The organism is Xanthomonas fragariae (genome assembly GCF_017603965.1).
In the GTDB taxonomy this organism is placed as follows: Bacteria; Pseudomonadota; Gammaproteobacteria; order Xanthomonadales; family Xanthomonadaceae; genus Xanthomonas; species Xanthomonas fragariae_A.
This window is the reverse complement of sequence record NZ_CP071955.1, coordinates 2,146,056-2,170,980: the sequence shown is the minus strand read 5'-3', so window position 1 is coordinate 2,170,980 and position 24,925 is coordinate 2,146,056. Positions and strand designations below refer to the sequence as shown.

Sequence of the window (24,925 nt, the reverse complement as noted above, 5' to 3'; positions counted from 1 at the left end):
CGGGTGATGCATGGCGCCGAAAGACGTAGTGCCCGGTCGCGATTTTTTATGGTCGGGATTCGGGATTCGGAAAAGCCCGGCTCGGCGTTAGCCGATGCGATGTGCCTAGAAAGCTCCCGGCTGGGCGCTGCGCAGTCGTTGTGATGGCCTTTCAGATCGTATCAGCCATGTTGAGTTGTCGGCCGTTCGAAGGGCGGCTAAACGGTCTTGTCGCGATAGCGGCATAGATCGTGGATCACGCAGCCTGGGCAATCCGGTTTGCGTGCCTTGCATACGTAGCGGCCATGCAGAATCAGCCAGTGGTGCGCGTCGTGCAAAAATTCGGCGGGAATGACCTTCACCAGTTTGTCTTCGACCGCGCGCACGTCTTTGCCCGGTGCAAGGCCGGTGCGATTGGAGACGCGAAAGATATGCGTGTCCACTGCCATGGTGGGCTCGCCGAACGCAGTATTGAGCACCACGTTTGCGGTCTTGCGGCCCACGCCCGGCAACGCTTCCAGCGCAGCGCGGTCATGCGGCACTTTGCCACCGTATTGGTCCAGCAGAATGCGGCAAGTGGCGATCACGTTCTTGGCCTTGGCGTTGAATAAACCGATGGTGGCGATGTAGCGCTTCAGGCCTTCTTCGCCGAGATCAAGAATGTCGCGCGGCGTATTGGCCACCGGATACAGCTTGCGGGTAGCTTTATTGACGCCGACATCAGTGGCCTGCGCCGAGAGCAGAACGGCGATCAATAATTCGAACGGCGTTGTGTATTCCAGTTCGGTGGTTGGGTGCGGATTGAGTTCGCGCAGGCGCTCGAACATTTCCTGTATTTCCGGTTTGCGCATGCTGCTGCCGCGACGTGCCGGCGTTGTCGCGTTCATGGCTGCGCTCCACCGGCGGCCTTGGCCTTGGCACGCGCCAGGATGGCTGCAGCCAGCGGCGGCAGCGCGGGAGCCGCTGGTTGGCGTGGTGCGGGCGCGGGCGCGGGTGTGCGGCGCGCATCGCCTTCGGCAGCAGGGCGTTGCAGGCGCGCGGTGCGCGCGCGATAACGTTCGCGTGCGGCCCAGGCGTCGCGTAGACGCTGTTGTGCAGCGAGCAACACAGCGCACACATGCATGCAGGTTGCGTCCAGCGCGTCGTGGTGCGGATCGGGCAGGTAATCCATTAGACCTAGTGCCAATGCGCGATCGAGATCGTCTGCTTGCACGCAGTCGAATAATTGCAGCGGCAGAGGGCGCGGTGCCGGTGTGGAGTCGAGCGTCATGGCGATGATCAGCGATTGCGGAACTGGGCGGGGGCGCTTGTCGAGAAACGGGCGGGTACCTTCGCACATGTCGTCGCTGGCGAACAGCAGCGCAAATTGCGCTGTTTCCAATTGCAATCCTTCTTCGATCGCGCACTGGCCGCCGAACGCCACCGCGTCCAGAATGCCGCCCAGGGCCAGTGGTGCGGCGGCAGCCAAGACGCTGTGCTAACCCGCCAGGGTGTCTTCCTGCAATGCCTCTGACTCGAGGACACGATGGACCAAGCCCAGCCGCAGCGCGCGCGCTGCATCAATCGGCATGCCGAGCAGGCACAGCTCCAGCGCTACGGCGCGCCCGGTCAGGCGTAGCAGGCGCTAGGTGCCCCCGAAGCCAGGGATCACGGCTGAATCGATTTCCGGCTGTCCCAGCCGTGCGGTTGCCGCTGCGATGCGCAGATGGCAGGCCATAGCCAGCTCCAATCCTCCGCCGAGCGCAAAGCCGTTGACCATCGCGATCACCGGCTTGGGCATGCGCTCGATCCGGCGCATCGGCCGCTAGTCCAGCAACCAGAATTTGCGGCCCTGTATCGCCGAAAGGTCGCCCATTTCAGCGATGTCTGCGCTGGCGACGGAGGCCTTCGACGGAGGCCTTGGGGCCGGCGCCGGTGAGAATCACTGCGCGCACCTTAGTGTGCGGCTGCCAGAAAGGCTTGGTCCAGCGCCTGCATGGTTTCCCGGTTCAAGCCAAGGCGTTCAGTTTGTCCGGCCGGTTGACCGTCATCGTCCGCACACTGGCTCGGTAGGCGATCGGAATGACGTGAAATGACGCGATTGGACACGGAAATCTTTGGGAACGTAAAAATTTAGTAAATACGGAGCGCCCCAAAGCCTTGCTGGTCATAGCTTTCGCAATAAGTAGCGGTTCCGCATCGCGGCCGCTATCCTAACCCGTCATCTCAGGCGGCAGACCCGTCCTGTGCCCCCACCCTGGAGAATTGTTTGATGAAGTTGCGTTCTATCGCGGTCGCTGTGGCGGCCCTGGCCCTGACGGGCAATGCACTGGCCCAGGACACGACGTCCGAAAAGACTAACTTGAGCTACTACTTCGGCTACGAGTACGGCACCAACATTGCCGAGCTTACCGGCCGCGGCGAGCAGATCGACATCAACTCGGTGGTAAAGGGTCTGCAGGACGCCTATGCCAAGAAGAAGCCGGCAGTCACTGCCGACCAGCTCAAGCCGGTAGTCGAGGCGTTCCAGAAGCGTGAGCAGGGCCGCGCCCAGCAGGCCAAGGCCGAATACGACAAGGCCGCTGCCGCCAACAAGACCAAGAGCGACCAGTTCCTGGCCAAAAACAAGGGCACCGCTGGCGTGCAGACGCTGCCGAGCGGCGTGCAGTACCGCGTGATCGAAGCAGGCAAAGGTGCCAAGCCGACTCAGGCCAGCACCGTGCAGCTGGAAGTGGCAGGCCCGTTCCCCTTCGGAGACCGCGAGAAGGCACGTCCGGCGCAGCAGATCCCGGCCATCAAGGTCAGCGAAGTGGAAATGCAGGCCATGCGCGACACGCTGCTGCAGATGCCGACCGGTTCCAAGTGGGAGGTGACCCTGCCGCCTGAGAAAGCCTATGGTGCCGACCCGCGTACCCCGTTTCCGCCGAACGTGGCTGTGCAGTTCGAGATCAAGCTGGTCAGCGTCAAGTAATTGCGTCTGATGTTGCTGTGACAACGCCGGCCACCAAGCCGGCGTTGTCGTTTTGGTCCACTGATTGCCTGGTTTGTCTGAAGAAATTGATGAGACGACGCGGCGGCTGCAGGAGCGGGCGATGACCGATACCAAGTCAGGTTGCAACAGTGGTGTGCTGCCCAGCCCGTGTATCGGCGTATGTTCTTTGGACGCGCAGTCGCACTGTGTCGGCTGCCTGCGTAGCCTGGATGAAATTGCACGCTGGATGAGCATGAGCGACGCCGAACGCCGGGACTATCTGCACACGGTCCTGCCTGCACGCGCCTTGACCGCGCGGCTGCCGGAATACACGCAGCTGCGGCGCGCGCTGTATCCATTGGAGACCCCGCCGGACGGGCCGGGCTGGAACCATGCCGAACTGATCGACCTCACCGAAGGCGGCGCATCTGCCGAAGCGGCCGTGCTGTGCGGCCTGGTAGCGCGCGAACACGGCACCATGGTGCTGCTGACCCGGCGCACCGACAGCCTGCGTCATCACGCCGGGCAGGTCAGCTTCCCGGGCGGGCGCATGGAGCCGTCCGATGCCGATGCGGCCGCTGCCGCGCTACGCGAGAGCTGCGAGGAAATCGCGCTGAGCGCACAGCATGTGCATGCGATGGGCTACCTGGATCCATTTCTGACCGTCAGTGGATTTCGGGTCACGCCGGTCGTGGCGGTGATCGACCCGGCGTTCGTGGCGGTGCCGCAACCAGACGAGGTGGCCGATGTGTTCGAAGTGCCGCTGGCCTATCTGATGGACCCGGACAATTTGCGCAGCGTGGAGCTGGAATTTCGTGGCCGGCCACGCCGCGTCCTCGAATACGACTGGCCGGGGCATCGCATCTGGGGCGCCACGGCGGCCATTCTTCTCAATCTTCGTCGTCGCCTGGAGCAGGTTGCATGAGCGCCGATCCGACCTGGACCACACTGGTCGATAGCGCCACCTTGGCGTCCATGCTGCAGCATCCGCACATGCGTCTGCTGGACGCGCGGGCTGCGCCACCGACCGCACCGGACCAGGATGCGGCACGCAAGGCTTACGCGCAGGGGCATTTGCCCAGCGCATATTACGCCAATCTCGACCACGATCTGGCCGATCTGTCGCGGCCTGCGCAGGGGCGGCATCCGTTGCCGCACAACGAAACGTTTGCGCAGCGTCTGGGCGAGTGGGGCATCGACCCGGACCACCAGGTGGTGGTCTACGACGCGGGCGATGGCAGCATGGCGGCGGCGCGTGCGTGGTGGATGCTGCGGCTGATGGGACATCGCCGCGTGGCGGTGCTGGATGGTGGATTGGCCGCCTGGCGCGTAGCCGGATTGCCGGAGAGCACCGAGCAGCCTGACGTGAGCGACGGTCCCGCCTATCCCGCTTGCTTCGACACCGATGCCGTGGTGGACGCCGAGCAGATTCTGGCGCGACTGCAGCAGGCGCCTGGCTGGCTGCTGGATGCGCGGGCCGGCGAGCGCTTTCGCGGCGAGATCGAACCGATCGATCCGGTGGCCGGGCATGTGCCGGGTGCGGTGAATCGCCCGCTGGGTCTGAGCATCCGCGATGGCCGCTTCAAGCCGGCAGACGAACTGCGCACCGAGCTGTCTGCGCTGCTTGGCGCGTATCGACCCGAGCAGGCGGTAGTGATGTGCGGATCGGGCGTCACTGCCTGCCATCTGCTGCTGGCCCTGGAAGTGGCGGGGTTGTCCGGCGCGCGCGTTTACGCTGGTTCCTGGAGCGGTTGGTTGCAGGACCCGGCGCGTCCGGTCGCGACCGCTCCCTGATTGCAGGCACAATAGCGTAAGGAGCGGTGACCTGTGGGAACGCAGGGTCGCTGCGCGGAGCGCAGTTTATTGCAGTGCTGGGTGACTCATGCGGTTGCAGTTACAAATCGGCGTTCTTTGCGTCGCGACGTGGTCGATGGCTGCCTGTTCGGCGGGGTCGACCGCGGGCGTCAACGATGCGCGTATCGCCGGTCGTGGACAAAGCGATGAGCACGTGGTGTATCAGGTCCAGCTGGAGCGCGCGCGTGCACAACGACTGACCCGTTTGCGTGCACCCGATGGGTGGTTGAGCTATACCGGCTCCGGTCGCGTGCGTGCGGGCCGGTACCAGGTGGGCAGCGATCCGCACAGCGATATCGTGCTGCCGGCCGGCCCCGCGCAATTGGGGCAGCTGACGCTGGATGCCGACGGTCGCGTGCAGTTCCAGGCCGGGGCCGGTACGTCGGTGACCTTGAACGGGCAGAGCGTCGATCGTGTGCGGCTGGAACCGGAGCGGGCAGGCCAGCGCGGCGATCGCCTGGACGTGGACGGCCGGCAGTTCTATCTGGTGCAGACCGGCAGCGTGTACGGATGGCGTTTCCGCGATCCCGCAGCACCGGCGCTGACGCAATTCGATGGGTTGGAATACTTTCCGAGCGATCCGCGATGGCGCATCCAGGCGCAGTGGCAACCCTATTCGACGCCACGCACAACGACCTTGTTGACCTCGATCGGTACGCCGCTCACGGTCGATGTGCCAGGTGAGGCGGTGTTCTCGCGCAATAGCCATGAATATCGCTTGCAGCCGTTAATGCAGGAGGATGGGAACGGTTTGTTCTTCCTGTTTGCCGATCGCACCAGCGGCAAGGAAAGTTTTGGCGGCGCACGCTATCTCTACACCGCATTGCCGCACGATGGCCGCGTCGTGCTTGATTTCAATCTGGCCGAAAATCCGCCTTGCGCATTGACCCCCCATGTGGTATGCCCAATCGCACCGCCGAAAAACCGGCTGGATGTAGCGGTGACTGCCGGCGAGAAGACCTATCGCGCGGCGGAGCGCTGAGCACTCTGCAAACCAGGAAAAACATGCATTGCGCATAGCGATCTGCCCAAATATCCAGTGCAGCCAACAACGCTAACCTACTTGCTCGGCGGCTACTGCACTGGTTCGAGGGCAGTGCGCTTAGGTGCTCCATCAACGCTGCGCTCCGAGGGCGAACACGGTGTTGAGTGTCGGTGCTGAGCAGAATCGCTTCGATCTTTTGCCTTCCGCTCGCGTCGCGACCAGCAGACATCGCTTGCCTGCTCAGTCGCTGTGCAGTCGTCGAAAAGAAATTCTCAGCGCGGCGTATGCGACCAGCTCACCGCAGCTTCAATCCGCGGCCACGGAAACAGCGGGCCGGGATCGAGTTTGCGTTGAATCTTGCGCGCCGGATCGTCGCTAGCCGCTTCCTGGGTGATATCCAGTGCCTGATGGCCGGCGATGCGGCGTACCGATGGAAGTTGCTGTTGCAGCCATTGCAGCAGCGTGAGCAGTCCGGCGATCTGCGCCTCAGGATACGGCTCGGTCATGACTTGATGGCGCGAGTCCAGCCAATGCGGATAACGACCTCTATTGACCAGCTCGATGCCCAGCGTGTGCGCGTTGTGGCCGCGCACATGATGCGCAACGCGCTCCAGCGCAACGTAGTGCTGGATGCTGCCGTTGCGGTCGATATAGTAATGCCCGCTGTTGCCGGTGCCGCTGTCGTAGAGCACGCGCTCGCCGTATTCGCGCGCCATCGCCATATCCGGCAATTCGGTGCAATGGACGACCACCATGTCGATCTGGGTGAGCGCGCGTCGCGCCAACCGTGATTCGTAGGACAACGGTGCGTAGGCGATCGGTGGCGACGGCAGGACGGCATCGGACATGGAGCGGATGCTAGCATTCGACGATGGCTTTGAATCCCGACAGCCCTTTGGGCAAATTGATGGCGACGCTGCCGCGGACCGGTCAGGTGACCTGGATCGGTGTGCGTCCGGCACGCGACGTGGAGATGCTGGAGGTGGATGCGGCACAGGCCACCACTGGCATTGGATTGGTGGGAGACCGCTACAAAGGCGGCAGCGGCGATCGCGGCGTGACCTTGATCCAGGCCGAACACCTGCCGGTGATCGCGGTGCTGGCGGGGCATGCGGCGATCGCGCCGGCCACGCTGCGACGCAATCTGGTGGTGTCCGGCATTGCGCTGATCGCCCTGAAAGGGCGGCGGTTTCGAGTTGGCGATGTCGAGTTGGAAGGCACCGATCCCTGCGACCCGTGCTCGCGTATGGAAGCTGCGCTGGGCGCGGGCGGCTACAACGCGATGCGCGGCCATGGCGGGCTGTGCGCGCGCATTCTGCGCGGCGGCGTGTTACGCATCGGCGATACGGTGCAGGCGCTATGAGTCGCGGTCATTGCATCCTCTCGCATGGCTTCGAAAGTAGCCCCGACGCACTGAAAGTCACCGTATTGGCCAACGTTGCCGAGCAGTTGGGCTGGACCCACGAGCGCCCCGATTACACCGACCTGGATGCGCGCCGCCAGGTGAGCACGCTTGGGGATGTACGTGGCCGGCTGCAACGCCTGCTCGAGATCGCGCGCGCGGCGGTCGACAAGGGGCCGCTGGTGCTGGTCGGCTCCAGCCTGGGAGCGTATATCGCCGGGTTGGTGTCGCTACAGGTGCCAACGCGCGGGTTGTTCCTGATGGTGCCGCCGCCCACGATGGGCCCATTGCCTGCGCTGGATGCGGCGCCGGTGCCGATTTCGATCGTGCATGCCTGGCGCGATGAGCTGATTCCTGTCGCCGACGTGATCGCTTGGGCGCAGCCGCGCGGAGCACGCTTGCTGCTGGTCGATGACGAGCATCGTCTGGCGTTGCACGTGGATGCTTCGGCGCGCGCGTTCGCCGAACTGTTGCAGAGCCTGTGATGCGCCTGCACCCGACCGACTATTGCGTGCGGGATTGCCGATGGATGTGCTGATTCGCGAAGCGACCGAAGGCGATGCAGCTGCCATCGACATCCTGACGATGGTCGCGTTCATGCGCGCCGAACACAGCCGCCACGACGAGCAGTACGTGATTGCGGGCTTGCGCGACGAAGGCGCCCTGGCGTTGTCGCTGGTGGCAGATCACGACGGCTATGTGGTTGGCCATCTGGCGGTATCGCCGGTGTCGCTGTCGGATGATTCGCCCGGCTGGTATGCGCTGGGGCCGCTGGCGGTCGGGCCTGGACATCAAAGGCAGGGCCTGGGCACCCGATTGGTACAGGCGGCGCTGGCCACCTTGCGCGAGCGCGGCGCAGCCGGCTGTCTGGCGCTTGGAGAGCCGGCGTTTTTCAGGCGCCTGGGCTTTGCGGTCGAACCTGGCTTGGTAGTGCCCAACGTCCCGATATCGGAGCTGCAGGCGCTCGCATTCGGCGACCGACTACTGCCGCTGGCCGATGTGGCATATCACCCGGCATTCGGGTCGGGCTGAGCGTGTGGCAAGCGCGTTCACTGCTTTAGCGCAGTTCCGGCAGCCGCGCTTCCTCTGGCATCGTGCATTCCCACTTGCGTTTTTCTCGCGGAGATTAAGATGAAAATTCAAAACGAACCCGTGGACCAGGCCACTTCTGCTGGCTTTAATCGACTGATTTCTCATGGCACCGGTGCCGAGCAGGACTACGCTGCGTTGCTGGAATCCATCAAGGCACGTCTGCGTGAGGCCGGCGACCTTGCCGATGCGACGGTCGACCAGCAAATTCGCTTACTCGAAGAATTGTCGGCTTTCGAGCTTGGCCGGTTCTTGATCGCCAATCGTGGATTGAACGCGTACTGGACACATCAGTTGGTGACCTACCGCCCTGGAACTTTGCCGCAAGGGTCGGTTCCGGATCTTGAATACACCATCTTCGAGAAACTACCGGCGGTGCTCGCAACCCGCGAGCGTTTCGGGATTTTCCGCCAGCAACTGCAAGCGTTGCTAAGGCCTGGCCTGGCCCTGGCATCGGTTCCTTGCGGGTGGATGGGGGAGTTGTTGCTGCTCGATTATGCGCAGCATCCGGATACCACGTTGATAGGCATCGATCTGGACCCACTGGCGCTGGATGGAGCGGCCCAACTCGCGGCAGAACGCGGACTGGCCGAGCGGTTGTCGCTGCATCGCGCCGACGCATGGGCTCCTGGCCTGAAAGCCAGCGTCGACGTGTTGACCAGCAATGGTCTCAATATCTATGAACCCGACGATGCGCGCGTGACTGAACTGTATCGTGGGTTTTTCGAGATGTTGAAGCCCGGGGGCTCGCTGGTTACCAGTTTCCTGACTCCACCATCAGCGCTGTCGGATCAATCGCCGTGGACGTCAACGCAAATCGATCAGGAAACGTTGTCGCTTCAACATCTCATATTCGTGCGCCTGATCAATGCGAAATGGAGCGCATTTCGAACCCATGCGCAGACGTTGCAGCAACTGGAGGACGCCGGTTTTTCCGACATCCGGTTCATCGATGATCGCACCTGCATGTTTCCTACCGTCATTGCGCAAAAGCCCCTTTGACACGTGTCGGAAAAGCTTGCTGGCTGGGTTGCTGCGTGTCGCTGCAGCAGGTGGAGCGGTGCGGCTACGCTGACGTGCTGGTCCTGATTGTCACGCTGCCGCTCTTGTCGCGGTTTGGCCTACGGCTGCGCACGGATACCACGCAGGCACGCTGCCAGCGGGCGGCGGGGTGAACCATCCTAGGCAATCGGGACGACGGGCTGGTAAAGCCGGTCGCGATGGCCGACCATTTGCGCCCGCCCGTGGCGGCACGGCATTGCCTTCCAAGGCGCCGGGCCGCCGTCCTGCTTTCACGCTCGCCACCGCGGCCAGCGTCTCCACCGACACCTGCCGACGTGAAATTCTTCGCATCCTGTGCCAAGGGCCTGGAATACCTGCTTGCCGACGAGCTGCTGTCGCTCGGTGTCAGCAAGGTCACCGCCACCATCTCCGGCGTTAACGTCGAAGGCGAATTACGCGATGCGCTGCGCGCGGTCATGTGGTCGCGCCTGGCCAGCCGCGTGCTGTGGCCGCTGACCGAGTTCGATTGCCCGGACGAGGATGCGCTGTATGCGGGTGTCGCCGAACTGCCGTGGGACGAGCACCTGTCTGTCGGCCACACGCTGTCGGTGGACGCGCATGTGTCTGGTACCGCAATCACGCACGCCCGTTACGCGGCGCAGCGCATCAAGGACGCCGTGGTCGACACCATGCGCCGGCAGGGGCTGGAACGCCCCTCGGTAGACGTGGACAGCCCGGACCTGCGTCTGAACCTGTCGCTGCGCAAAGGCCGCGCCACCATCTTGGTGGATCTGGGCGGTGGCCCGCTGCATCGGCGCGGCTGGCGCATGGCGCAGAACGAGGCGCCGTTGAAGGAAAATCTCGCCGCAGCCGTACTGCTGCGCGCCGGCTGGCCGCGCGCTTACGCCAATGGCGGTGGCCTGCTGGATCCGATGTGCGGCAGCGGCACCTTGTTGATCGAAGGTGCGTTGATGGCCGCCGATGTCGCGCCCGGTCTGCAGCGCTACGGCAGCGATCTTCCCAGCCGCTGGCGCGGCTTCGACCGGGAGAGTTGGCAGCAATTGGTGAGCCAAGCGCGCGAACGCGACAGCCTCGGTCGCGCCGCGCTCAAGCAGGTCATCCAAGGCAGCGACATGGACCCGCACGCGATCCGCGCGGCCAAGGAAAACGCGCAGGTGGCCGGGGTGGCTGAGGCGATCTGGTTCGGCGTGCGCGAGGTGGGCGATCTGCAGACCCCACCGCAGGCTACGGGCGTTGTGGTGTGCAATCCGCCCTACGACGAGCGCCTGGCGGCCGATGCAGCGTTGTATCGCCGCCTGGGCGATACCTTGCAGCGCGTCGTGCCGCAGTGGCGCGCCAGCCTGTTGTGCGGCAATGCCGAATTGGCCTATGCGACGGGCTTGCGTGCGGGCAAGAAATATCAGCTGTTCAATGGCGCGATCGAGTGTGCGTTGATCGTCTGCGACCCGATCGCGGTGCCGCGCCGCACCCCATTGGCCGCGCCGACCGCGCTCAGCGAAGGCGCGCAGATGGTCGCCAACCGCGTGCGCAAGAATCTGCAGAAATTCAAGAAATGGCGCGCGCGCGAAGGCATCGAATGCTTCCGAGCCTATGACGCCGATCTGCCGGAATATTGCGCCGCCATCGACGTGTATCAGGAAGCCGACGGCGCGCGTCGGGTGTTTTTGCATGTGCAGGAGTACGCCGCGCCAGCGACGATTCCGGAAGCCGATGTGCGTCGCCGTCTTAACGAGTTGTTGGCCGCCGCACGCGAGGTGTTCGAGGTGCCGGCCGAGCAGGTTGCGCTGAAATCGCGCGAGCGTGGCAAGGGCGGCAGCAAGTACGGCCGCTTCGAGCGGCGCAACGAGTTCATCAACGTGCGCGAGCATGGCGCGTTGTTGCGGGTGAACCTGTTCGATTATCTGGACACCGGGCTGTTCCTGGACCACCGCCCATTGCGCGGCACGATCGCCACGCAGTCCAAGGGGCGGCGCTTCCTCAATCTGTTCTGCTACACCGGCGTGGCCAGCGTTGAAGCGGCGGTGGCCGGTGCGACCTCCACCACCAGCGTGGATCTGTCCGGCACCTATTTGCAGTGGTGCGCCGACAACCTGGCCTTGAACGGCCAAGCCGGCGTGCGCCACACGCTGGTGCAGGCCGATGCACTGGCGTGGCTGCAAGCTGAGCGCGCGCACTTTGACGTGATCTTCTGCGACCCGCCGACCTTCTCCAACTCTGCGCGCGCGGAAGACTTCGATATCCAGCGCGAGCACGTGCGCTTGTTGCGCCTGGCAGTTGCGCGTCTGGCACCGGGTGGCGTGTTGTACTTCTCCAACAACTTCCGTCGCTTCAAGCTGGATGAAAAGATGGTGGCCGAGTTCGCGCATTGCGAGGAAATCAGTCCGCGCACCATCGACCCGGATTTCGAGCGGCATGCGCGGATTCATCGCGCGTGGCGGTTGACGGCCTGAGGTAAACCCAGGTCGCGTCTGACCGATTGGTATGCGCAGTTGCGATGTCGTTAACGCCCGCGTTCGCCCGGCTGCCGTGCGTCAGTGCGTCAGTGCGTCAGTCGCGCTTGATCGCGCAGGCCCGATCGCAGCCGTGCATGCTAGGGCAGGGTGCGGCCGCAACAAGGCCACCACGGGGCTGCGGTATGCTGATTCGCACGCTTTGGAGTCAACGATGACCGCACCACCCCGCATCGCCTTTCTCGCAAGTCCCGCCGAGCCGGCGGTAACCGCGCGCGCGCGCTTGGTGCAGCGCTACGGCGATCATCCGCTGGATACCGCCGATATCGTCTGCGCCCTGGGCGGAGACGGTTTCATGTTGCAGACCCTGCATCGGCATGGCGCCGCCGACAAGCCGGTGTTCGGCATGAAGCTGGGCTCGGTCGGGTTTCTGATGAACCAGTACCGCGACGATCAAGACGACTTGCTCGCGCGCCTGCAACGTGCAGGCCCGGCCCACCTGCGCCCGCTGGAAATGCGGGTGCAGACCGAATCCGGCGCCAGTGCCGGCTCGTTGGCCTATAACGAGGTCTCGCTGCTGCGCCAGACCCGTCAGGCCGCGCATCTGAGCGTGGATCTCAACGGCCAGACCCGCATCGCCGAGCTGATCGGCGATGGCGTGATGGTGGCCACGCCGGCCGGCAGCACCGCCTACAACTATTCCGCGCACGGGCCGATTTTGCCGCTGGGCTCGCATACCTTGGCGCTGACGCCGATCGCACCGTATCGCCCGCGTCGCTGGCGTGGCGCCATCCTCAAGGCCGATACAGAAGTGCGCTTCCGCGTGTTGGACCCGTACAAGCGCCCGGTCAGCGTCACCGCCGATTCGCACGAAATCCGCGACGTGGTCGAAGTGACTATTCGTGAGTGCACCGAACGTCAGGTCACGCTGTTGTTCGACCCCGAACACAATCTGGAAGAGCGCATTTTCAGCGAACAGTTTGCGGTGTGATTGGAACGGCATTGGGGAGTGCGGATTGGTAACATCGCGAGCGCGGCACGAGGTCGGCGAGTGCGCGCGCCGACCCGGTACGATGTGGCGCAAGTCATCCCATACCGAATTTCAAATCCCCAATCCCTGCTCCAAACCAATCCCAAATCACGGCCACATAGTGACTGACAACTCCCCAAGGCTCCTGACCGTCGCGGTGACCTCGCGCGCCCTGTTCGATCTCGAAGAAGGCCATGCGCTGTTCGAGGCCGATGGGGTGGAGGCATATTCGGCGTTTCAGCGCGAGCACGAAGACGACATTCTCGAGCCCGGCGTGGCATTCCCGGTAGTGCGCAAGCTGTTGGCACTCAACCACGATGTGCCCGAAGAGAGCCCGCGTGTGGAAGTGATTCTGCTGTCGCGCAATTCCGCCGATACCGGCTTGCGCATTTTCAATTCGATCCAGCACTACAACCTGGGCATCGTGCGTGCCACCTTCACTTCAGGCGAGCCGACCTGGCCGTACGTGAAGCCGTTCGGCACCGATCTGTTGCTGTCGGCCAATCCGGAGTCGGTGCGCCGCGCGCTCACGCATGGCATCGCGGCGGCGACCATCATGCCGCGTGCACCGGGCGAACGCGCCGAGGCTGCAGCGGCGATCGTTGACAGCCACGAAAGCCGCTTGTCCACACAGCTGCGCATTGCCTTCGACGGCGACGCGGTGATCTTCGGTGACGAGAGCGAACGCATCTCGCGCGAGCATGGCGTGGAGGCGTTCGGACGCCACGAGCGCGAGCGTGCACGCGAGCCGTTATCGGTGGGGCCGTTCCGCAATTTCCTCTGGGCGTTGCACACGCTTCAGGCGGCATTCCCGCCCGGCGAGGCCTCGCCGATTCGCACCGCGCTGGTCACCGCGCGTTCGGCACCGGCGCATGAGCGGGTGATCCGCACCTTGCGCGAATGGGGTGTGCGTCTGGATGAGGCCTTGTTCCTCGGCGGCCGGCATAAGGGGCCGTTCCTGGAAGCCTTCGGTGCGGACATCTTCTTCGACGATTCGCAGCACAACATCGACAGTGCGCGCCAACATCAGCATGTAGCGGCCGGTCATGTGCCGCATGGCGTGGCCAACGATCCGCCAAACAGATGACTGACGCACCGCGCACGCCCGGACAGGTACTGGCTCTGTTGCGCGATGCCTTCGCCGCGCCGCTCAATACATTTGGTTGACGCTGGGCACGGCACGGATCGACTATGGTGGCCGCTGTCTGTCGTCTGCGTCACTGGACGACTGCGCGTTAAATTTTGCTGGTTACTTTCCAGGCCGCTTCGATCGACGAGCGATCATGGACGTTTCGGAGTCGCCAGCAAGCGCAGCGTTACGGTGCGGGCGGGTTGCCGGTATCTTCCAGAGGCAACCGGATATCGGTCAGCCGCCAATCTAGGCCTTGCCGAGTCAGCACAAACACCACTGGCGCCCCGGTCGCGGTATGCGTGGTGGCGGTGAACCGGCGCGTGGATTCGAAGCGTTGTTCGGCACCTTGCAGCGGCCGCGCGGGCGCCGGGGCTGCATAGGTATCCTGGCTGACAGTGTCGCCGATGACTCGATTCCACACGCTGTGGCCTTGCAGTAACGCACCGATGCCCAGTGGGGTGACCAGCGTATCCACGCCCGCGCCGCTGATGCCACTGGCAAACTGCAATGCGAATCCGCCGAGCAAACTCGATTGCATGCTGCTGCCGGCCTGGTGAATCAGATAATCGTCCAGCTGCGCTTTGAGGTTGACCCGCAGGCTGGGGAAATCCACGTGGCGTTCCAGCTGTGTAGCGTCGCGATCGGCGAGCGCTTGGCTGATGCCGCGGATGGCCAGATACGGCCCGGCAACAACATAACTACCCAGCAACAGCACGGCGAGCAAAGGTAATAGCAACCAGCGCTTTTTCATGGTTCGCATTGCCTTGCTGTTGGTGGCAGGTCAGTCGGGTTGGCACGCCGTCGAGCGGTGCAATCACACTGCTGCACACCGATTGCCTGCGCAGCACCGATTGCTGTCTGCTCCACGCGCCGCATCAGAAGTCAAGATCCAGCGCGGCGCAGAGATAGTCGACAAACGGCGCCAGCACCACCAGATCCGCCTCGATGGTCTGACGCAGGCGAGGCCCGGTCATGATGGCGTCGTCGAGATGGCGCAGATAGGCCCAGTTGCGATGCTTGAGATCGTCGATGAACTCGAAATCGTTGGGGAAGCCGCGGGGCGCGCGTACCAGCTTTTCGCTGTCGTCCATGGCGAACTTCCGGTGCAGCTTGGGATCGTGCGCGGCGGCCTTCCAGCTGCCGGGGTTGTCGAAGATGAACTGTCGCAGCTTGCGTTGGGTATCCGGCTCCGGATGCCACAGCCCCGCGCCGACAAAGCTCTCGCCCGGCTGCAGATGGATGTAAAACGAAGGTGCCGGGACCTGGCGGCGGCGCGCATGGAACAGGCGCGCGCCCTGCCAGTTCTTGTACGGCGATTTGTCGTTGGAAAAACGCGCATCGCGATAGATGCGAAACAACGATCCCCCCTGGGTCTTGGGATCGGCGCGATAGTGCACGCTGACGTCGGCCAGCGCCGGCTGCAGATCGGTGATGAGCTGCAGAAACGGCTGGCGCACATGCGCCTCGTACCGATGCCGGTGGTCGTTGAACCAGGTCTTGTCGTTGTGGCGGGCCAGGGCGCGCAGGAACTTGAAGCTGGCGTCGGAAAAATAGCTGGTCATAGCGTGCGTTGGAGCTCCCAACCCCAGGCGGCGAGCTGATCGAGCAGAGCTTGTTTGGTAGCATCGGCGGAGTGAGCAAGCCGTAAATCCGCAATCTGCGCCTGGAATTGATCGAGCGTGACTTCGCCCAGGCCGCGCTCTTCGAGCAGACGCAGGCGGCGGTACACGTTCCAGCGTTCCTGCTCCTCGAACGATAGCGTCTGCGGCCAGTTGCGCGCGCGGTAGCGGAACAGCAATTCGATCAAGCGCCGGTCGCGAAAGCGCGATTCCAGCGCGCCCAGTTCGGCCGGCGCGCTGGCGCGGACCTGCGCAAGCAAGCGCTTGTCGCCTTCGGCCAGGAAGCCGTCGTAGAGCGAGGCATCGGCATCGTTGACCGCCGCCGCAGCGGCGCGCTCATTGCCGTACACCTGGCGCACTTTCTCGGCCAGTTCAGGGCCGAGTTCGCGCAGACGCGCGGCTTTTGCCAGCACCACGTTGTGGTCGATGCCCAGGCGCGCAAAATCCGGTGCGCGCAGATGCTGCCAGGACACCAGTGCCGGCGACTTGTTCAAGTGCACTTCTTTGAGCGCAATGCGTTGCTCTCCTTCGGGCAGATCGCTGGCGCGGATATACAGCCGGTCGACGATTTCGTCCGGGCTCAAGCGCAACAGCACCTCCGGATCGCCGTCCAGATCGAACACGATGACGCGGCTGTCGATGCGCGGATGGCGCGTCAACGGCAGCACTGCCGCTGCGCACAGGCGCGATGCGGGGTAGCGCTGCGAGATATGCAGCACCGGCTGCATCGCGATGACGTCCAGCAACGTTGCAGCAAAACGCTTGTCGCGCAGACGCAGCGCGTATTCCCACAATTTCGGCTGACATCGCTGAAATTTGCGCGCCATGCCGATGGTGGCGTACACGTCGGACAGGGCCTCGTGCGCATCGCCTTCGCGCACGCCGTTGGCATCGGCCAGGTGTTCGAGCTTGAACGAAGTGGCGCCGTCTTGGCGCTGCGGCCAGACGATGCCGTCCGGGCGCAAGGCATGCACCAGCCGCAACACGTCCAGCAGATCCCAGCGTGAATTGCCGCCGCGCCACTCGCGCTCGTACGGGTCGTAGAAATTGCGGAACAGGCCGTAGCGCACGAACTCGTCGTCGAAGCGGATCGAGTTGTAGCCCAGCGCGCAGGTCTGCGGGCGGTTCATTTGCTCGGCGATGCGTGCGAACGCTTCGGCCTCGGTGACGCCTTCGCGCAGCGCGTGTTGCGGGGTGATGCCTGTGACCATGGTCGCGTAAGGAGAGGGCAGCAGATCGTCGGCCGGCTGCACGAAGAAACTGATCGGTTCTTCGATCACATGCAGTTGCGCATCGGTGCGCACGGCGGCGAACTGCGCGATGCGCGTGCGACGCGGATCCTGCCCGAAGGTTTCCAGGTCGTAAAAGAGAAAGCTGTCAGCCATGCGCTATCGAAATCCGAATTCGCGGAGCGCTGCGGGCGAGCGCCGCCAGTGTTGTCTAGTATCTCTCATCCGCGCGCCGGCACGCTGACGTGGCAGGTTCAGTGCGCGCCTTCGAGCGGCTCCAGACGCGCATGCACGGCGGCTTCCAGCGCCGCCCAGTCGATGCGCGACAAATCGGTTTGCCCGCGCGTCGCCTCGTCCAGGATTTCGCGCTGGATATGGCTGCGCGTCAACGCAATCGAATAGCGCGTGCGCAGAAAGGTCACCATCGTGTAATGCGGAACAAAGCGCGTGGGCCAGCGTGCCTGCAATTGCTGTTCGAGCGCGCGCTGCAACAGGAATTGCGGATCGTCGACGCGGTCGCGCATTTCCATATAGTTTTCCAACGCCATCTGCTGGATGGCTGCCGCATCGTCGCGACGTGCGGCTTCGAACGCGGCAAACGCGCTGCCGAGGTCTGCGTGCGCATCCAGTCGTTCTGCCAATGCCACGCAATCTTCGAACGCGCAATTCATTCCCTGGCCGTGGAAGGGCACCATCGCGTGCGCAGCATCGCCAATCAGCAGGGCGCGTCCGTGCAGGTGCCAGCGGTCCAGCGTCAGGGTGCCGAGCAGCCCGGGCGGATGTTCTTCCCAATGTTCCTTGAGCTGCGGAATCAGCGGCAATGCATCCGGGAAGTCGCGCGCGAACAACGCCAATGCTTCATCGCCGGTGCGCGTGGTGGCAAAGCTCGGCTCGCCGGCGTTGGGCAGAAACAGTGTGACGGTGAAGGTGCCGCCGTCGTTGGGTAAGGCGATGCACATGTAACGCCGGCGTGGCCAGATGTGCAGCGCATTGCCTTCGATGCGGAAACCGCCGCCGGGCAGCGGCGGAATTTCCAGCTCTTTGTACGCGTGGTCGAGAAATTCGATGCGCTCGCCCAGTGGCGCCTTGCGTTGCATCGCCGCGCGTAATGCCGAGCCGGCGCCATCGCTGCCGATCAGGCTCTGAAAATGGATTTCATGCGGCTGGTCGTCGCGGTCATCGATGAAACGCGCGTAGCCGGCATCGAAATCCACGGTGTGCAGGCGGCGATAGAAATGCACGCGTGCGCCGGCTTGTTCGGCCAGATCGAGCAGGGCGACATTCAACGCAGCGCGGTGGATCGACCAGATCACTTCGCTGTCGTCGCGCCCGTAGCGCTGCAGCTGCGGCTCCCCCACAAGCGGATGCACCATGCGCCCGCGCATCATCACTGCCTTGGCCATCACCGCATCCTCGGCGCCGGCCTGGCGCAGTGCGTGGCGGCCACGTTCGGCCAACGCCAGGTTGATCGAGCGGCCGGACTCGTAGCCCTTGATGCGCGGATCGCCCCGGCGCTCGTAGACGGTGACCTGCCAGCCGCGGCGCGACAGCAGGATGGCCAGCAGGCAACCGGCCAGGCCAGCGCCGATCAATGTCAAGGAACGGGGAGAAACCTGGCTCAATGCAGTATCCGGCAGCGGCCGGACGCGGGCCGGCGAAGATGGAAGGAGTGAAGCGGCTAGCGACGGCATGCGCCGCGGTCAGCCAGGTGCGGGCTTGGAGTGTACGTGGGCGTGTTCCGATTCCGACTCACGCGCATGCCCGTTCGGTGGCACAGTCTGTGCCGCGCGCGCTCAGGCGGCGGCCCAGGTTTCCACGTGCTCCACAAACTGGTGCAAATCGCAGAAGCGGTTGTACAGCGGCACCGGCGCGATGCGAATCACGTCCGGTTCGCGCCAATCGCCGAGTACGCCGACCGAATGCAGGTACTCGAACAGCGAGCGCCCCTGCGCGCCTCCACCGGTCACCCGCAACGACAACTGGCAGCCGCGCTGCGAAGGCTCGGCCGGCGTCACGATCTGTAGCACCTGCGGCACGCGTGCGTGGATCAGCTGTTCCAAGTAGCCGGTAAGTTGTTCGGACTTGGTGCGTAGCGCGGCCATACCGGCCTGATCGAACAGCTCCAACGACGCACGCAACGGCGCCAGCGCCAGCACCGGCGGATTGCTCAGCTGCCAGCCTTCGGCGCCAGGCGAGGGCACGAACTGCGGATCCATGCGGAAGCGGGTCTGCTGTGCGTGTCCCCACCAGCCAGCCATGCGCGGTAGATCGCTGTGGGCGTGGCGTTGGTGAACAAAGCAGCCGCCCACCGCACCTGGACCGGCGTTGAGATATTTGTAGTGGCACCACACCGCGAAATCGACGCCATCGTCGTGCAGCGTCAGTGGAAGATTGCCGACCGCATGCGCCAGGTCCAAGCCCACCGCAGCGCCCTGTGCACGCGCCAGCCGCACGATTTCGCCCAGATCGAAAGCCTGGCCGGTGCGGTACTGGATGCCGGGCCACAGCACCAACGCAAGACGCGGGCCGTGCTGTGCGATGGCATCGGTAATCGCCGCCATCGATAACGTGCCATTCGGTTCATCGGCGTCCACTTCGATCAGGTGCGTGGCCGGATCCAGCCCGTGCAGCCGCAGTTGCGATTCCACCGCATGTCGGTCGGACGCAAACGCGCCTGCTTCGATCAAGATCGCGCCGCGCTGGAGCGTGGGGCGATAAAAGCTGACCATCATCAGGTGCAGATTGACGCTGAGCGCGTTCATTGCCACCACTTCGCCGGGCAGCGCGCCGACCACGCGCGCCAAGCCGTCGCGCACCAGTTGATGATAGGTCAGCCATTGTGTGGGTCCGGTAAAGTGACCTTCCACCCCAAGTGTGCCCCATTGGTCGAGCACCTCGGCTACCATCGCGCGCGCGGCGCGCGGCTGCAGGCCGAGCGAATGGCCGACGAGATAGGTCTGCTCCTGGCCGCCATGCTGCGGGAACACGAAGTCATCGCGCAGGCTGCGCAGCGGGTCGGCGGCATCCAGCGCAGCGGCATGGGAGCGGGACAGAGGATTGATCATCGTGGTGCTCGCAACACAGGTATCAGCGCAGCAGTTTACCTGCCGGCGCCCTGTGCACTGTCATGCACGGCTGGCGGCTCGGTCCAAGCTGGTCGGGCAGAGCGCAGCAGATGGGTTAGTGTGCCGATGCTGTCGGTGATGCGATCCACGGTGTCGGCCACTGCGGCGGTAGTCGGTGAGCCGTCCGGCAATGCGGCCAACGCGTCTGACAGCCGGCGCTCGGCGCTGCGCAAGGTGGCCGCGGCGGGGATGCTGCCGTTGATCAGGCAGTCGATCAGTTCGGACAGCGCTTGGTTGGCCTGTTCTGCGAATGCCGGCAACGCCTCCAGCGTAGGTAATGGGTGGCTGTCGCGCAGCACCGCCTCCAGCGACAACGTGGCGCGGATCAGCCGGTTGCCGTTGGCCAGCAGCGATTCGGCGAATGTGAGTTCCTGCAGATTGCGCTGGCTGCGGGGCTCGCCACGCAAGCGTTCGATCGAGGCCTGCGCATTGGTGCGTGCCACGCGTGCGGCGGCGCGGGTATCGTTCAGATCATCCATCTTGCCGAGCAACAAATTGCGCAGATGATCGCGATAGGCGCTGAGCAACTGCGCCAGCGAGGCACGGATATGCCGGCGTTCGCGCGTCGGCCATAGCGCGTAAGCGATCAACGCCAGTGCGCTACCGGCGACAGTGGCTTGCAGGCGCGCGGTGACGGTATCGCCCGGGGGCACGCCTTCGAACGACAGCAACAGCACCAGCATGCCGGTCACAAACGCCACGCCGATGCCGTAGTTCACCTGCTTCAACAAACGAAAGCCCAGGCAGAGCAACGCCAGCAAGGCCATGCGGATGTTGGCGCCATCCATCGCCAGATGCGCCAGCAACGTGGCCATCAACAAACCGATGAAGGTGCCGGCCACACGCAACGTACCGAAGCTAAAAGTACCGCCGAAATCCGGCTTGAGCACGATGGCAGTGGTCATCGGAATCCAGAACCCGTGCGGGATCTGCTGCCAACGTTGAAAGGCGATCGCCAGTGCCAGACACGCGCCGCAGCGCAACGCATGCCGGAAGGCCACCGACGACAGATCCAGATTCGCCCGCAAGGTTGCCCAGGTCGCGGCCGGACGCAGCGCTGCCGGCAAGCGTGCTTCGGCCAATTGCGCCTGGATTTCGCCACGGCTGCTGGCCCAGTGAGCGTTGCGGATCACTGCGCGCAGCTGGCCGCCCAACCCTTGCGCACGCTCCACCGCCACACGCACCAACCGACGCTCGCGGGTATCGGCGTTGTCGTGCTGAAACTGCGCGAGGGCGCTGACCAGATCATCGAAGCCGGTCATCGAGGCAGTGGCGGCGACCGGGTCTTCGCCAAACGTCATTGCGTGGGCGAGCTGTTGCAGTACGATCGCGCTGCGTTCGAGCACCCGCTCGATCGCCGGGCGCGCCTGCGAGTCGGTCAGGCGGGTGTCGGCATCGGCCAGCGACAGCAATTCCAGCCGCACGCGATCGCACAGCTCGGCGATGATGCGAAAGCTTTGCACGGCAATCGCACGCGAGCGATGTTGGCCGTGCAGCATCACCATCGCATCGAGCACTTCCTGGGTCGCGGGCGGCGCGGCGCTGGCTTCCGGGCGCTGGCGTGCGATGCCTGCCAGTTGGCGCATCAAGTCGGCCAGCGCAAAACGTTCCGGGCGATAGCGTTGCAATGGCCACGCGGCTAACGCCAACACCACTTGCAACAGACCGCCGGCGAAGATTAATGCCGCAACGCCCGGTGCCTGCTCCGTCGGCAATCGCATATCGGCACTGACCACCAGCAGGATCATGCTGGTCAAGCCCACGCGCGCGGCCACCGGGCCGAGCGCCACCAGCAAGCCGCCTCCCAGTCCGAGCAATAATCCGGCGACCACCAGCGCGGGTGTGTCGTGGCCGATCCAGATGCCGAGCAACGCGGCCAGGCCGGCTGCCAACGCGGCCATCAACATGCGTTGCAGGCGTGCGCGATACGGACCGGGCTGGTCGGAGAACATGGTGTTGAGCGCGCCGCTGCACACCGCCAGACCGGCGGCGACATGCCCGGTCGCCACACCCACCGCCAGCGGCAGCACCACCGCAGCGGTATTGCGCAGGGCAACGCGCAACGGCATGTCGCGCGGTTTGAGATCGATCAGTGCGCGCAGCATGTGCGGACTGCAGTGGGTTCGACTGGCGTGTGCACTGCGTGCGCCCGCGCCAGCCGCACTCACGCCTGGACCGTGGCATACCGCTCGGGCGCTGGATGCACGTGCTCGCACTGCGTGCAGGTGCGTAGCGCAAGCGAGCGGTAGAAATGATCGAATACCGGCGGGAAGTCGGTTTCGATGTTCTGCAGCGGAAACATGGCTTCATACAACTTGTGATTGCACTGCGGGCAATACCACTGCAGGCCATCGCGCTCGTGCGGGAGGCGTTCGCGTTCGATGACCAGGCCGATCGAGCCGGCGGCGCGTTGCGGCGAGTGCGGCACCTTTGGTGGAAGCAGAAAAATTTCGCCGGCGCAGATCGGGACGTCACGCGCGACACCTTCGTCCTGCACCTTCAGCACCATTTCGCCTTCGAGCTGGAAGAACCACTCCGGGCCTTCGTCGTAGTGATAGTCGGTGCGCGTATTCGGCCCGCCGACGATCATGATGATAAAGCCGTCCTGCTGGATGCACTTGTTGCCGACCGGCGGCTTGAGCAGGTGGCGGTGTTGCGCGATCCAGGCATGCAGGTTGATCGGCGGGATCAGCATGGACGTTCCTCGGCGAAGAAGACCTCCAGCATAGCCAACCGACGGCGCCGATGGGCGCCGCTTGGTGTGCGTCGTCGGGTACGGCTCAGCGCTCGGCGTGATCGGCCTGGATCTGCGCCAGCGCTGTGTCGTAACGTTCCTGCAGCAATTCGGGGCGGTCGATCGACATGCCCAGATCGTGCACGAGGCCATCGCGCAGACTGTAGACCCAGCCATGCACGCACAGCTCCTGGCCGCGTTCCCAGGCATCGCGCACGATGGTGGTGCGGCAGACATTGACAACCTGCTCGAGCACGTTGAGCTCGCACAGGCGTGCGTGCTGCACCGGCAGGTCGCCTGCGTGGTGCAGGCAGGCCTCGTGCTTGTCGGCCACATCGGTGACGTGACGGATCCAGTTGTCGACCAGGCCCATGCGTTTCTGGGTGAGGCTGGCGAACACGCCGCCGCAGCCGTAATGGCCGACCACCAGCACGTGACGCACCTTGAGCACGTCCACCGCGAACTGAATCACCGACAGGCAGTTCAGATCGGTATGCACCACCACATTGGCGACGTTGCGATGGACGAACACCTCGCCCGGCGCCATGTCGATGATCTGGTTGGCCGGCACACGCGAGTCCGAGCAGCCGATCCACAGATATTCGGGGGTTTGCTGAGTGGACAGCTTGGAGAAGAATTCCGGGTCTTCGCGACAGATGCGCTCGGACCAGGCACGGTTGTTTTCAAGTAAATGGTTGAGCTCGTTCATGCGCGCAGTATTCCAGATGGCGTAGGGGGGGAGGCAAGCGGAAAGAGGAGCCATAAAGCGGTAGTGCAGACATCCAGCGTATGCGGTGCCGTTCAGGTCGTGCCATCGCGTGCACGCAGGGCATCGCGCATCAGCGCGGCGACTTCTTGGGAGTTGGTGGACGCTTGCAATGCCAGCGCATCGCTCACCGCAGCAACATGCTCGGCCGGGTGATTCTGGCTAAGCTCGAAGGTCAGTTCGATGCGGCTGGGAACGAAGCGGAAGCCGACTAATCCGCGCAGTTGTCGGCGATGGCTATCGCGTTGCATCTCGAACAGCCAATCGCTGCCTGCACGCTGTTCGAAGTGCGCGCTGGTGCGGCCGATCAGATCGCCCACTTCCACTTCATCGGTGATCTGGCTGTAACGACCATGCAGATGCGCGAGGGCGTAATTCCAGGTCGGCACGCGCGCGGCGGATTCTTTGTCCGGATACCAGCTGGGCGAAACGTAGGCATGCGGCCCTTGCACCACGATCACCGCATCACCAGACTGGCGTGCCTGCGGGTTGAGGCGCGCCCAGTGGCCTTCGATGATCACTGCCTGCGCATCGCGCCGGTACAACACCAGCAGATGCGAGATCGCCGGCTGGCGCCGTGGTCGCCCCGGCTGATCAGGGTGACGAACGGGTCGCGCACGAACAGCCAGTCCAGCAAGGCCAGATCGGTCTGCGCAAACGCGCGTGGGGTGTACATGTCAGGCGCGGCCGCCCAAGGTCAGCACCATGCGCTCGCGCAAGTGCGCATCGTCCTTGGCACGCGGCGGCGATACCTCGCTCAGGGAGAAACCGCGCATCAACGCGTCTTCTTCGTCCAGTCCATCGAGCGAAATGAATTCGGCATCGAACAACGCCGCGCGTGCGCTGTCTTCGCTGTCGTAAGGCAGCGTCTTGCCATCGCTGTCCAGAACCTCGGCGGTACCGGCCTCTTTGACGCGCAGACGTGCCCAGATCAGCGTGCGGCCGATCGTGGCCAGCCACCACGAATCGTGGTCGTCGTGTGCAATGTCGTGCGGTGTGTTCATGGCATTACCTTGGAAAGCAGCCCGAGCAGGGCCGCCATGCCCAGGCCGAGGAAGATGGTCAGCAGCGACAGCCAGGCGGGTGTGGCCAGGCCGGACAGCGCACTGTCGCGGTAGCTGCGGTAGCGGCGCGTCAGCAACCAATGCAGCGCGGTAGTGCTGATGAAGGCTGGGTCGCCGAAGCTGGCCAGCGCCTCGGGATGGCGGTCGCGCATGTGCACCAGCGTCAGGGGCCAAAAGATCAGCAGGGCGGTGAGCCCGGCGACGGCGACACCGACAAAACACAGTGCGAAGAACAGCGTCATCAGCCCGCCACCAGTAGTGCGAGTTTAGGGATTGCCATGCCGATGAGTAACCCGAGCAAGCCCAGCCCCAGCGGCAAGGCGACGTTGCGCAACGATACGCATCCGGCTTCCGCGTCCCCCCACCGTATCCGCCTCGGCTCGCGCCGCAACACCCGCAGCACCTGCACACCTCGTACGAGCGCAATGACGAGTGCGATGGACGCTTGCGCCAAGATCAGCATCGTGAGCGTGTAGGTGAGCGGCGCAGTCACA

General features: G+C 64.2%; 25 protein-coding genes and 2 pseudogenes. 11 read left to right on the top strand and 16 right to left on the bottom strand.

The window, feature by feature from the left end; genetic code table 11:
* Positions 1 to 197: 197 nt before the first annotated feature.
* The 3 genes and pseudogenes from nth to J5I97_RS10185 form a co-directional block, all read right to left on the bottom strand.
* On the bottom strand, positions 198 to 866 hold the full coding sequence (gene nth, locus J5I97_RS10195; protein ID WP_208586357.1) for an endonuclease III: 669 nt from the start codon (positions 864 to 866) through the stop codon (positions 198 to 200).
* Positions 863 to 1,249 carry a hypothetical protein gene (locus J5I97_RS10190; protein WP_208586355.1) on the bottom strand — a complete coding sequence of 129 codons (387 nt, stop codon included), beginning with the start codon at positions 1,247 to 1,249 and terminating at the stop codon, positions 863 to 865. Before J5I97_RS10190 ends, nth begins: the two co-directional genes overlap by 4 nt.
* Before the next feature lie 8 nt (positions 1,250 to 1,257).
* A pseudogene (locus tag J5I97_RS10185) lies at positions 1,258 to 2,009 on the bottom strand (enoyl-CoA hydratase-related protein).
* 221 nt (positions 2,010 to 2,230) lie between these two features.
* On the opposite strand from J5I97_RS10185, the gene J5I97_RS10180 reads away from it, so the two are divergent.
* The 4 genes from J5I97_RS10180 (at position 2,231) to J5I97_RS10165 (ending at position 5,765) form a co-directional block, all read left to right on the top strand.
* Positions 2,231 to 2,929, top strand: a complete 699-nt coding sequence (locus J5I97_RS10180; protein WP_002804447.1) for an FKBP-type peptidyl-prolyl cis-trans isomerase N-terminal domain-containing protein — start codon at positions 2,231 to 2,233, stop codon at positions 2,927 to 2,929.
* A 121-nt stretch (positions 2,930 to 3,050) separates the two neighbouring features.
* Positions 3,051 to 3,854, top strand: a complete 804-nt coding sequence (locus tag J5I97_RS10175) for a CoA pyrophosphatase (RefSeq protein ID WP_208586353.1) — start codon at positions 3,051 to 3,053, stop codon at positions 3,852 to 3,854.
* A complete protein-coding gene (locus J5I97_RS10170) occupies positions 3,851 to 4,723 on the top strand; it encodes a sulfurtransferase (RefSeq protein ID WP_208586351.1) in 873 nt (290 codons plus the stop codon). Before J5I97_RS10175 ends, J5I97_RS10170 begins: the two co-directional genes overlap by 4 nt.
* Positions 4,724 to 4,811: 88 nt before the next feature.
* Complete coding sequence (locus tag J5I97_RS10165) at positions 4,812 to 5,765, top strand: DUF1684 domain-containing protein (protein ID WP_208586349.1); 954 nt, start codon at positions 4,812 to 4,814, stop codon at positions 5,763 to 5,765.
* A 275-nt stretch (positions 5,766 to 6,040) separates the two neighbouring features.
* Here the strand turns inward: J5I97_RS10165 and J5I97_RS10160 are convergent, their stop codons facing one another.
* Positions 6,041 to 6,616: an N-acetylmuramoyl-L-alanine amidase gene (locus J5I97_RS10160; protein ID WP_208586347.1), complete on the bottom strand. Its 576-nt coding sequence runs from the start codon at positions 6,614 to 6,616 to the stop codon at positions 6,041 to 6,043.
* 23 nt (positions 6,617 to 6,639) lie between these two features.
* Between J5I97_RS10160 and J5I97_RS10155 the strand changes: the two genes are divergently transcribed.
* The 7 genes from J5I97_RS10155 (at position 6,640) to J5I97_RS10125 (ending at position 13,849) form a co-directional block, all read left to right on the top strand.
* Entirely contained in the window at positions 6,640 to 7,131 is a 492-nt protein-coding gene (locus tag J5I97_RS10155) for an MOSC domain-containing protein (RefSeq protein ID WP_208586345.1), read from the top strand.
* Entirely contained in the window at positions 7,128 to 7,655 is a 528-nt protein-coding gene (locus J5I97_RS10150) for a YqiA/YcfP family alpha/beta fold hydrolase (RefSeq protein WP_208586343.1), read from the top strand. The genes J5I97_RS10155 and J5I97_RS10150 overlap by 4 nt, the downstream gene beginning before the upstream one ends.
* 40 nt (positions 7,656 to 7,695) lie before the next feature.
* Positions 7,696 to 8,202, top strand: a complete 507-nt coding sequence (locus J5I97_RS10145) for a GNAT family N-acetyltransferase (protein WP_208586341.1) — start codon at positions 7,696 to 7,698, stop codon at positions 8,200 to 8,202.
* Between the two features lie 120 nt (positions 8,203 to 8,322).
* A complete protein-coding gene (locus J5I97_RS10140; protein ID WP_345776675.1) occupies positions 8,323 to 9,261 on the top strand; it encodes an SAM-dependent methyltransferase in 939 nt (312 codons plus the stop codon).
* 335 nt (positions 9,262 to 9,596) lie between these two features.
* Positions 9,597 to 11,732, top strand: coding sequence for a bifunctional 23S rRNA (guanine(2069)-N(7))-methyltransferase RlmK/23S rRNA (guanine(2445)-N(2))-methyltransferase RlmL (gene rlmKL / locus J5I97_RS10135; protein ID WP_208586337.1), 2,136 nt, complete (start codon positions 9,597 to 9,599; stop codon positions 11,730 to 11,732).
* 214 nt (positions 11,733 to 11,946) lie between these two features.
* Positions 11,947 to 12,723 (top strand): NAD kinase, encoded by a 777-nt coding sequence (locus J5I97_RS10130; protein ID WP_208586335.1) that lies wholly within the window; start codon positions 11,947 to 11,949, stop codon positions 12,721 to 12,723.
* Positions 12,724 to 12,883: 160 nt separating this feature from the next.
* A complete protein-coding gene (locus J5I97_RS10125) occupies positions 12,884 to 13,849 on the top strand; it encodes a 5'-nucleotidase (protein WP_208586333.1) in 966 nt (321 codons plus the stop codon).
* A 229-nt stretch (positions 13,850 to 14,078) separates the two neighbouring features.
* On the opposite strand, the gene J5I97_RS10120 is transcribed toward J5I97_RS10125, so the two are convergent.
* The 12 genes and pseudogenes from J5I97_RS10120 to J5I97_RS10065 all read right to left on the bottom strand — a co-directional run bounded on the left by J5I97_RS10120 (position 14,079) and on the right by J5I97_RS10065 (position 24,924).
* Positions 14,079 to 14,645: a DUF2939 domain-containing protein gene (locus tag J5I97_RS10120; RefSeq protein ID WP_208586331.1), complete on the bottom strand. Its 567-nt coding sequence runs from the start codon at positions 14,643 to 14,645 to the stop codon at positions 14,079 to 14,081.
* A gap of 124 nt (positions 14,646 to 14,769) precedes the next feature.
* Positions 14,770 to 15,456: a DUF2461 domain-containing protein gene (locus J5I97_RS10115; protein ID WP_208586329.1), complete on the bottom strand. Its 687-nt coding sequence runs from the start codon at positions 15,454 to 15,456 to the stop codon at positions 14,770 to 14,772.
* Entirely contained in the window at positions 15,453 to 16,898 is a 1,446-nt protein-coding gene (gene sbcB, locus J5I97_RS10110; protein ID WP_208586328.1) for an exodeoxyribonuclease I, read from the bottom strand. The genes J5I97_RS10115 and sbcB overlap by 4 nt, the downstream gene beginning before the upstream one ends.
* Positions 16,899 to 16,996: 98 nt before the next feature.
* Positions 16,997 to 18,364 (bottom strand): FAD-dependent oxidoreductase, encoded by a 1,368-nt coding sequence (locus J5I97_RS10105; protein WP_208586326.1) that lies wholly within the window; start codon positions 18,362 to 18,364, stop codon positions 16,997 to 16,999.
* Positions 18,365 to 18,535: 171 nt separating this feature from the next.
* Complete coding sequence (kynU, locus tag J5I97_RS10100) at positions 18,536 to 19,807, bottom strand: kynureninase (protein ID WP_208586324.1); 1,272 nt, start codon at positions 19,805 to 19,807, stop codon at positions 18,536 to 18,538.
* A gap of 35 nt (positions 19,808 to 19,842) precedes the next feature.
* The gene (locus J5I97_RS10095; protein ID WP_208586322.1) at positions 19,843 to 21,972 is read right to left on the bottom strand and encodes an FUSC family protein; all 2,130 of its coding nucleotides are present in this window, start codon (positions 21,970 to 21,972) and stop codon (positions 19,843 to 19,845) included.
* Positions 21,973 to 22,031: 59 nt separating this feature from the next.
* Positions 22,032 to 22,562, bottom strand: a complete 531-nt coding sequence (locus J5I97_RS10090; RefSeq protein WP_208586320.1) for a 3-hydroxyanthranilate 3,4-dioxygenase — start codon at positions 22,560 to 22,562, stop codon at positions 22,032 to 22,034.
* 85 nt (positions 22,563 to 22,647) lie between these two features.
* Positions 22,648 to 23,310, bottom strand: a complete 663-nt coding sequence (can, locus tag J5I97_RS10085; protein ID WP_208586319.1) for a carbonate dehydratase — start codon at positions 23,308 to 23,310, stop codon at positions 22,648 to 22,650.
* Positions 23,311 to 23,402: 92 nt separating this feature from the next.
* Positions 23,403 to 24,043: pseudogene (locus tag J5I97_RS10080) on the bottom strand (FMN-binding negative transcriptional regulator).
* 1 nt (position 24,044) lies between these two features.
* Complete coding sequence (locus J5I97_RS10075) at positions 24,045 to 24,371, bottom strand: hypothetical protein (protein WP_208586317.1); 327 nt, start codon at positions 24,369 to 24,371, stop codon at positions 24,045 to 24,047.
* Complete coding sequence (locus J5I97_RS10070) at positions 24,368 to 24,673, bottom strand: hypothetical protein (protein ID WP_208586315.1); 306 nt, start codon at positions 24,671 to 24,673, stop codon at positions 24,368 to 24,370. The genes J5I97_RS10075 and J5I97_RS10070 overlap by 4 nt, the downstream gene beginning before the upstream one ends.
* On the bottom strand, positions 24,673 to 24,924 hold the full coding sequence (locus tag J5I97_RS10065; RefSeq protein ID WP_208586313.1) for a hypothetical protein: 252 nt from the start codon (positions 24,922 to 24,924) through the stop codon (positions 24,673 to 24,675). The genes J5I97_RS10070 and J5I97_RS10065 overlap by 1 nt, the downstream gene beginning before the upstream one ends.
* Position 24,925 lies beyond the last annotated feature (1 nt).